At 53.9% G+C, this 8,658-nt stretch carries 8 protein-coding genes and 1 other annotated feature; of the genes, 4 read left to right on the forward strand and 4 right to left on the reverse strand.

The window, feature by feature from the left end; genetic code table 11:
* Positions 1-3 precede the first annotated feature (3 nt).
* Positions 4-1,125, forward strand: coding sequence for a bifunctional chorismate mutase/prephenate dehydrogenase (gene tyrA / locus ABIB18_RS16260; RefSeq protein ID WP_031374781.1), 1,122 nt, complete (start codon positions 4-6; stop codon positions 1,123-1,125).
* A 33-nt stretch (positions 1,126-1,158) separates the two neighbouring features.
* On the opposite strand, the gene pheA is transcribed toward tyrA, so the two are convergent.
* The 4 genes from pheA to bamD form a co-directional block, all read right to left on the reverse strand.
* Positions 1,159-2,322, reverse strand: coding sequence for a bifunctional chorismate mutase/prephenate dehydratase (pheA, locus tag ABIB18_RS16265; protein WP_031374782.1), 1,164 nt, complete (start codon positions 2,320-2,322; stop codon positions 1,159-1,161).
* Positions 2,323-2,344: 22 nt separating this feature from the next.
* Positions 2,345-2,469: a sequence feature (Phe leader region), on the reverse strand.
* Entirely contained in the window at positions 2,421-2,468 is a 48-nt protein-coding gene (pheL, locus tag ABIB18_RS16270) for a pheA operon leader peptide PheL (protein ID WP_193387678.1), read from the reverse strand. (Overlaps the previous feature by 48 nt.)
* Positions 2,470-2,562: 93 nt before the next feature.
* Positions 2,563-2,898 carry a ribosome-associated translation inhibitor RaiA gene (raiA, locus tag ABIB18_RS16275; protein ID WP_031374783.1) on the reverse strand — a complete coding sequence of 112 codons (336 nt, stop codon included), beginning with the start codon at positions 2,896-2,898 and terminating at the stop codon, positions 2,563-2,565.
* A gap of 278 nt (positions 2,899-3,176) precedes the next feature.
* Positions 3,177-3,908: an outer membrane protein assembly factor BamD gene (gene bamD, locus ABIB18_RS16280; RefSeq protein WP_031374784.1), complete on the reverse strand. Its 732-nt coding sequence runs from the start codon at positions 3,906-3,908 to the stop codon at positions 3,177-3,179.
* Between the two features lie 130 nt (positions 3,909-4,038).
* Between bamD and rluD the strand changes: the two genes are divergently transcribed.
* The 3 genes from rluD (at position 4,039) to clpB (ending at position 8,443) form a co-directional block, all read left to right on the forward strand.
* Complete coding sequence (gene rluD, locus ABIB18_RS16285) at positions 4,039-5,016, forward strand: 23S rRNA pseudouridine(1911/1915/1917) synthase RluD (protein ID WP_031374785.1); 978 nt, start codon at positions 4,039-4,041, stop codon at positions 5,014-5,016.
* Positions 5,016-5,744, forward strand: a complete 729-nt coding sequence (gene yfiH / locus ABIB18_RS16290; RefSeq protein WP_031374786.1) for a purine nucleoside phosphorylase YfiH — start codon at positions 5,016-5,018, stop codon at positions 5,742-5,744. The genes rluD and yfiH overlap by 1 nt, the downstream gene beginning before the upstream one ends.
* Before the next feature lie 113 nt (positions 5,745-5,857).
* A complete protein-coding gene (gene clpB / locus ABIB18_RS16295) occupies positions 5,858-8,443 on the forward strand; it encodes an ATP-dependent chaperone ClpB (protein ID WP_354474816.1) in 2,586 nt (861 codons plus the stop codon).
* Positions 8,444-8,658: the final 215 nt, after the last annotated feature.

Here is an 8,658-nt window from a genome sequence, read left to right on the forward strand (position 1 = left end):
GCAATGGTGGCTGAACTAAGCGCGTTACGCGATCAAATTGATAGTGTCGATAAGGCGCTGCTTGACCTGCTGGCCAGACGGCTTGAACTGGTCGCCGAGGTGGGCGAAGTCAAGAGCCGTTATGGACTGCCGATTTATGTTCCTGAGCGTGAGGCCTCCATGCTGGCTTCGCGCCGTAAAGAAGCTGAAGCGCTCGGTGTTCCGCCGGATCTGATTGAGGATGTGTTGCGTCGGGTAATGCGCGAATCCTATACCAGCGAGAACGACAAGGGCTTCAAAACGTTGTGTCCTGAACTGCGGCCGGTAGTGATCGTCGGCGGTAATGGTCAGATGGGGCGGCTGTTTGAGAAAATGCTGCGGCTGTCGGGCTATACGGTGAAAACGCTGGATAAAGATGACTGGCCACAGGCAGAGAATTTACTCAGCGATGCCGGCATGGTGATCATCAGCGTACCGATTCATTTGACCGAACAGGTCATTGCCCAACTGCCGCCGCTGCCACAGGATTGTATTCTGGTCGATCTGGCGTCGGTGAAGAACCGGCCGTTGCAGGCGATGCTGGCTGCTCATAGCGGTCCGGTGCTGGGGCTGCACCCGATGTTTGGCCCGGATAGCGGCAGCCTGGCAAAACAGGTGGTGGTCTGGTGTGATGGTCGTCAGCCCGAAGCCTATCAGTGGTTTCTGGAGCAGATTCAGGTCTGGGGCGCGCGCTTACACCGCATCAGTGCGGTTGAGCACGATCAGAATATGGCATTCATTCAGGCGCTGCGTCACTTCGCAACGTTTGCTTACGGCCTGCATTTAGCGGAAGAGAACGTTAACCTCGATCAGCTACTGGCGCTGTCGTCACCGATCTACCGGCTGGAGCTGGCGATGGTCGGACGATTATTTGCTCAGGACCCGCAGCTTTACGCTGACATCATCATGTCGTCAGAGAGCAACCTGGCGCTGATTAAGCGTTATTACCAGCGCTTCGGTGAGGCGATTGCCTTGCTGGAACAGGGTGATAAGCAGGCATTCATTGCCAGCTTCAATCGGGTTGAACACTGGTTTGGCGATCACGCGAAACGCTTCCTGGTTGAAAGTCGCAGCTTATTGCGTTCGGCGAACGACAGTCGTCCTTAAGCAGAAAGGCATCCCGCGGGATGCCTTTTTTGTCTATTCTCCCGGTTCGACCGGCACCACATTCTCACTGGGATAACAGCCCAGCACCTTCAGTGAACGGGTCATGGTCTGCAACTCCTGCAGCGCCTGCTGCATTCTTTCCGACTGCAGGTTGCCCTGAACGTCGATATAAAACATCTCTTCCCATGGATTGCCGTTAATCGGCCGCGACTCCAGCTTGCTCATGATCAGATTATGCTGGCGCAGCACCAGTAAGGCATCAACCAGCGCACCCGCCTGCTGACCCGTTGCCATGATCAACGTCGTTTTGGCCGGAACCTGATCTGAAACCTCGATTGCTTTGCGTGCCAGCACGATAAAGCGCGTATGGTTCTGCTGCTGGTTCGCCAGGTTACGCTCCAGCACCTGCAACTGGTAGAGTTCACCGCCGGCTTCACTGCCCAGTGCCGCCACTTTCGGTGAGTTAAGCGCCGCGACTTTCTCCATCGCTGCCGCAGTGCTTTCGGTATATTCGATTTTCCAGTGCGGGAATCGGTTAATGAACTGACTACACTGCTGGAATGGCTGAGGATGGCTGTAGACCGTCTCGATCTGCTGCAAGTCAGTAGGGCCATTGACCAGTACGCAATGGTCAATCGGCAGCGTCATTTCTCCGACGATCGATAAGCTGGTCTGCTGCAGCAAATCGTAGACGTCATTGATTGAACCTGAACTGGTGTTCTCAATCGGCATCACCGCGTAATCAGCTGCGCCGTTCTCTACCTGCTTGATAATGTCGTGAAACTTCAGGCAACCGCATTCAACCATATTGTCGAAATGACGGGCGGCATATTTGCGTGCCGCCAGATGGGAGTAAGAACCTTTAGGGCCGAGAAAGGCGATACGTGCCGCATGGGCATGCGGATGATTCAGGTTTTTTTGCAATAACGCCTGCTGGGTTAACACCGAGTCTTCGATCACCAACTGAAACAGCCGGGTGATGTAATGTGCATCCAGATTATGCGCTTTGCCCAGCACAATCAGGTTTTCCAGCAGCGCTCGCTCACGTTCGACGTCACGAATCGGGCGGTGGGTAGCCAGTTTGGCCTGCGCAACTTCCACTGCCAGCAGGCGGCGTTCGGCTAAAAGCGTCAGGAGTTTTTTATCAACTGCGCTGATTTTATCGCGTAGCGCCAGCAGTGGATTGTCGGGATTCATAAGGCTCACCTGTAAGCTGTCCAATAAAAAAGCCTCCCGGTTGGGAGGCTTTGTTGTTCGTCTTCGCTTTCGTTTTCACACGACGAATGGCCTCCCGTTCAGGGGAAGGTAAAAAAGAAAGCGAAGAAAAACAGGTCATGTTTCATAGGTATGTCCGAAAAAAGTGTGTTCTGAGAGTAACCGTACTGATTTAAAGCTGTCAATAAAAAACGCGCCCGCAGGCGCGTTAACCGAATCAGGTCAGGATTGTTCGTCAGCGGGGATAATGTCTTTCACGCTGGCACTGGCGCGGCGCGCTTCAGATTTATGCTGTACTTTATTCAGCTGGCGCTCGAGCTTGGCGATCAGATCGTTGATAGCGGTGTACATATCCTCGTGTTTGGCACTGGCCACCAGCGTCCCGTTAGGCGTATTAATGGTGGCATCGGCCACAAATTCTTTGGGCTCTTTGGACAGGACGATATGGGGATTAATCAGGTCGGTTTGCCATTTTTCAAGCTTGGCGAGACGGTCTTCAACATGGTTGCGGATAGCCGCAGTGATTTCCATTTGTTTGCTGGTAATGTTCAGGATCATCAGTCTTACCTCTCTGTCATTTCCGTCTTGGTAGGTCCAGCATAGCGCGATAAAGGGTTAATTGCGTGATTTTGATCACGAAAAAATGTCACTTTTTGTCAAGCCAGACAATTTGTGAGAAAGGCAGAGAATGTGGCCGAAAAGCCTTGAAGCGAAGCGATTCTCGCGGCATTCTTGATGAGTTAACTTGCCAGCAAATATCTGTGACTGGTTATGCAATAAGCAAAAAAAAGCAGCCCATTCAGGCTGCTTTTTTATGGCCGATAATCTACAGACGATCAGTGACTGTTCGCTGCAATGATTTTCGCCACTTTATCTGCTTCAGCGTTCAGCTGCAGATGACGGTAAGCATTTTCCATCAACGGCAACGCATCATGTGTTGCCTGCGTATCCGGATAATCGCGCATCATGCCCTCTACCCGGTTAACAACCGCGACATAAGCCTCACGCTTAGTATAGAATTGCGCCACTGAAAGCTCATATTTAGCCAGACGATCTTTCAGGTAGACCAGACGTTTCTGAGCATCAGCCGCATACTGGCTGTTCGGGTAACCGCGCAGCAGCTGAGAGAAGTCGCGGAAAGCATCACGAGCGTGCGTCGGATCGCGGTCAGACCGATCGATACCAAAGAAGCCCTGCAGCGCCGAATCATCCAGCGCCATGTCCGTCAGACCTTTCATGTAGATGACATAGTCAATGTTCGGATGCGTCGGGTTCAGACGCATGAAGCGAGCGATGGCAGCCTGCGCCAGGGGCAGATCGGCATTTTTATAGTACGCGTAGATTAAATCCAGCTGAACCTGCTGCGAATAAGGACCGAACGGATAACGATTATCCAGCGCTTCCAGTTGCTTAATCGCGGCTTTAAAGTTACCGTCCTGCAGCTTTTGCTGCGCTGTAGCATAAATTTCAGAAGGCGGGCTGTCCGGTACCGCGTCATTTGAGCCGGAACAACCAACAAGTGCCAGGCTCAGTGTGGCAGCAGCCACCAGATGTTTCATACGCGTCATGACGAAGTGATTATCCTCAAAATGTTATGGCGGAAGCTGTCCGTATAGCTCCCGGTAATGACCAGGTACGATAGCACATTATATTAAACGGCATCGCCGTGAAAACCCAACGTTAACGAAGAAGCTGTATATGGCACAACAAGTTCAACTCACCGCAACGGTATCCGAATCACAACTCGGACAACGCTTAGATCAATCTTTGGCGGAATTGTTCCCTGATTATTCACGTTCTCGCATAAAAGAATGGATCCTCGATCGTCGCGTCACAGTCAATGGCGTAACGGTTGATACACCGAAAGAAAAAGTGTTGGGCGGCGAGCTGGTCGCCATTAACGCTGAGATCGAAGAAGAGCAGCGCTGGGAACCGCAAGCTCTGCCGCTCGACATTGTTTATGAAGATGAAGACATTATTGTCATCAACAAGCCGCGTGATTTCGTGGTGCACCCTGGCGCCGGCAATCCCGATGGCACGGTGCTAAACGCCTTACTTCATCACTATCCGGCGATTATGGATGTGCCGCGTGCTGGCATCGTTCACCGTCTGGATAAAGACACCACCGGTTTGATGGTGGTCGCGAAGACCGTACCGGCGCAGACGCACCTGGTGGAATCGCTGCAGAGGCGCGAAATCACCCGTGAATATGAAGCGGTCGCGATTGGCAACATGACCGCAGGTGGCACCGTTGATGAGCCTATCAGCCGACACTCGACCAAACGCACCCACATGGCAGTCCATCCGATGGGTAAGCCAGCGGTGACGCATTACCGCATCATGGAGCATTTCCGCGCGCATACCCGTTTGCGTCTGCGTCTGGAAACCGGTCGTACTCACCAGATTCGTGTGCATATGTCGCACATCAATCATCCGCTGGTGGGTGATCCGCTTTACGGCGGTCGTCCTCGCCCACCAAAAGGGGCATCGGATGCGTTCATTGCGACCCTGCGCGGTTTCGATCGACAGGCACTGCACGCCACTATGCTGCGTCTGTATCACCCGATCAGCGGTATCGAGATGGAGTTCCACGCAGCGATTCCGCAGGATATGGTCGATTTGATCGCAGCGCTGAAAGCCGATACTGAGGCTTTCAAGGACCAGATGGACTGGTGATGCAGATGATTATTCCTCAATGGCCGGCACCGGCGCGCGTCCGGGCTTGCTCGACGCAGCGTCAGGGCGGCGTCAGCCTGTCGCCCTGGGATGCACTCAATCTCGGCGGGCACGTGGGGGATAAGCCAGAGCACGTTGCACAGAACCGACAGTTACTGGTTGAACAGGCGGGTTTGCCAGCGATGCCACAGTGGCTGGAGCAGGTGCATGCCACTGATGTGGCGCGTCTGTCCTCGGGCGGCACTGAGCCGTTGCGTGCCGATGCCTGCATTACCGCCGAAGCAGGCGTGGTGTGCGCGATCATGACCGCCGACTGTCTGCCGGTGCTGTTCTGTTCAGCGGATGGAAGCGAAGTCGCTGCGGCGCATGCGGGCTGGCGGGGATTGTGTGCTGGCGTGCTGGAAAACACGCTGGCGCAGTTCCGTTCGCCAGCGCATCAGATTCACGCCTGGCTGGGGCCGGCGATTGGTCCGGATGCGTTTGAAGTGGGTGCCGAGGTTCGGCAGGCGTTTATGGCACAGGATCCTCGCGCTGCAGAGGCTTTTCGTCCCGCTGGTGAGAAGTTTTATGCCGATATCTGGCAACTGGCGCGCTTACGTCTGCAGGCCGCAGGCGTGCAATCCATCAGTGCTGACAGCCGTTGCACCTTCACCGAAGGTAACGATTTCTTCTCGTTCCGCCGTGATGGAATCACCGGGCGTATGGCAACTTTAATCTGGCTGTTATAACCTTACGCCATAAGACGGTCCAGTTAGCGTATTTTTTACTCAAATCTCAGGTCATTAACCTTGAAATTTTGAGGGATGACCTCATTTAATCTCCAGTAGCATTTTGACCTGTAATGGGAGGAATTATGCGTCTGGATCGTCTTACTAACAAATTCCAACTGGCTCTCGCCGACGCGCAGTCCCTGGCTCTGGGACACGACAACCAATTCATTGAACCTCTGCACCTGATGAGCGCACTGCTTAAACAGGAAGGCGGATCGGTTTCACCTTTATTGACGTCAGCAGGTATTGACGTTGCCTCATTGCGCACTCAGGTTGAGCAGGCTATCGATCGTCTGCCACAGGTGGAAGGCAGCGAAGGGGACGTACAACCCTCATCTGACCTGGTTCGGGTACTGAACCTGTGTGACAAACTGGCGCAGAAGCGCAACGACAACTTTATATCATCTGAATTATTTGTTCTGGCGGCCCTCGACTCACGGGGTTCACTGGCCGATCTGCTGAAAGCGGCAGGCGCAACCAGTGAAAAACTCACCAAGGCTATTGAACAAATGCGTGGAGGGGACAGCGTGAACGATCAGGGGGCTGAAGATCAGCGCCAGGCATTAAAGAAATACACTATCGATCTGACCGAGCGTGCTGAGAAGGGCAAGCTTGACCCGGTGATTGGCCGTGACGAAGAGATTCGTCGCACCATTCAGGTTCTGCAACGCCGGACTAAAAACAACCCGGTACTGATTGGTGAACCCGGGGTCGGTAAAACGGCCATCGTTGAAGGGCTGGCGCAGCGGATTATCAACGGCGAAGTGCCTGAAGGCCTGAAAGGGCGGCGGGTACTGGCGCTGGATATGGGTGCGCTGGTGGCCGGTGCCAAATATCGCGGTGAGTTTGAAGAGCGTTTGAAAGGCGTGCTGAATGACCTGTCCAAACAGGAAGGCAACGTCATTCTGTTTATTGATGAACTGCACACTATGGTAGGTGCCGGTAAAGCTGACGGCGCGATGGATGCGGGCAACATGCTCAAACCGGCGCTGGCACGCGGTGAACTGCACTGCGTGGGCGCGACTACGCTCGACGAATATCGTCAGTACATTGAAAAAGATGCGGCGCTGGAACGGCGTTTCCAGAAAGTCTATGTGGCTGAGCCCACAGTGGAAGACACCATCGCCATTCTGCGTGGTCTGAAAGAGCGTTATGAACTGCATCACCATGTGCAGATTACTGACCCGGCCATTGTGGCGGCCGCGACCTTGTCGCATCGCTATATTGCCGATCGTCAGTTGCCGGACAAAGCGATTGACCTGATCGATGAGGCCGCTTCCAGCATTCGTATGCAGATTGACTCGAAGCCGGAAGCGCTTGATCGGCTGGAACGCCGGATTATTCAGCTCAAGCTGGAGCAGCAGGCGCTGAAGAAAGAGGCAGACGATGCCAGCATTAAGCGTCTTGAAATGCTGGAAAGCGAACTCGACCAGAAAGAACGCGAATACGCCGAGCTGGAAGATGAGTGGAAGGCGGAAAAAGCGTCGTTGTCCGGTACGCAGAACATTAAAGCCGAGCTGGAACAGGCGCGTCTGAATTTAGAGCAGGCACGTCGCATCGGCGATCTCGCCCGGATGTCTGAGTTGCAGTACGGTAAAATTCCGGCGCTGGAAAAACAGCTGGCCGCAGCCACTCAGGCAGAAGGCAAAACCATGAAGTTACTGCGCAACCGCGTAACCGACGTGGAGATTGCCGATGTGCTGGCGCGCTGGACCGGTATTCCGGTGGCACGCATGATGGAAGGTGAGCGCGATAAACTGCTGCGTATGGAGCAGGATCTGCATGGACGGGTAATCGGACAGGATGAAGCGGTAGAGGCGGTATCGAATGCGATTCGTCGTAGCCGTGCGGGCTTGTCAGATCCTAACCGTCCAATCGGTTCGTTCCTGTTCCTGGGGCCAACCGGTGTCGGTAAGACCGAGCTGTGTAAGTCGCTGGCTAACTTCCTGTTCGACAGTGATGATGCGATGGTGCGTATCGATATGTCCGAGTTTATGGAGAAACACTCGGTGTCGCGTCTGGTGGGTGCGCCTCCGGGCTATGTCGGATATGAAGAGGGCGGTTATCTGACCGAAGCCGTTCGCCGTCGTCCTTATTCCGTGATTCTGCTGGATGAGGTGGAGAAAGCGCATCCGGATGTTTTCAACATCCTGTTGCAGGTGTTGGATGATGGGCGCCTGACGGATGGCCAGGGACGCACGGTCGATTTCCGCAACACCGTGGTAATCATGACCTCTAACCTCGGATCGGATTTGATTCAGGAACGGTTTGGCGATCTGAACTATGCCGAGATGAAAGAGATTGTCATGGGCGTGGTTGGACATCATTTCCGTCCAGAGTTCGTTAACCGTATAGATGAGGTGGTAGTGTTCCATCCGCTGGCGGAGAAACATATCGCGTCGATTGCCCAGATTCAGCTGCAGCGGTTGTACAAACGTCTGGAAGAGCGCGGCTATCAGCTGCATATCTCTGACGCGGCGATCAAACTGCTGGGTGAGAACGGTTATGATCCGGTATATGGCGCGCGGCCGCTGAAACGTGCGATACAGCAACAGATTGAGAACCCGCTGGCACAGCAGATTCTCTCTGGTACGCTGGTTCCCGGAAAAACAATCGAAATGGATGTGGAAAACGACGTTATCACCGCGCATCAGTAATGCAGCATGAAGAAAAACGGGCCTCAGGCCCGTTTTTCTTGTCTATTAGTGGGTGATTTGCTGGTTTTTTATTCATATTGCACGTAAAGTGAACGGTTAGTTAAAAAGTTGAAATTAGCACTTGTCAGCCTCCGGAAACTCCCTATAATGCGCCTCCACTGACACGGAACACCGGCTTACGGAGAGACGGGTCAGCAGGCACAGGAGACTGCGCC

Source organism: Pantoea sp. UYEF8 (assembly GCF_040546285.1).
GTDB classification, from domain to species: domain Bacteria; phylum Pseudomonadota; class Gammaproteobacteria; order Enterobacterales; family Enterobacteriaceae; genus Pantoea; species Pantoea brenneri.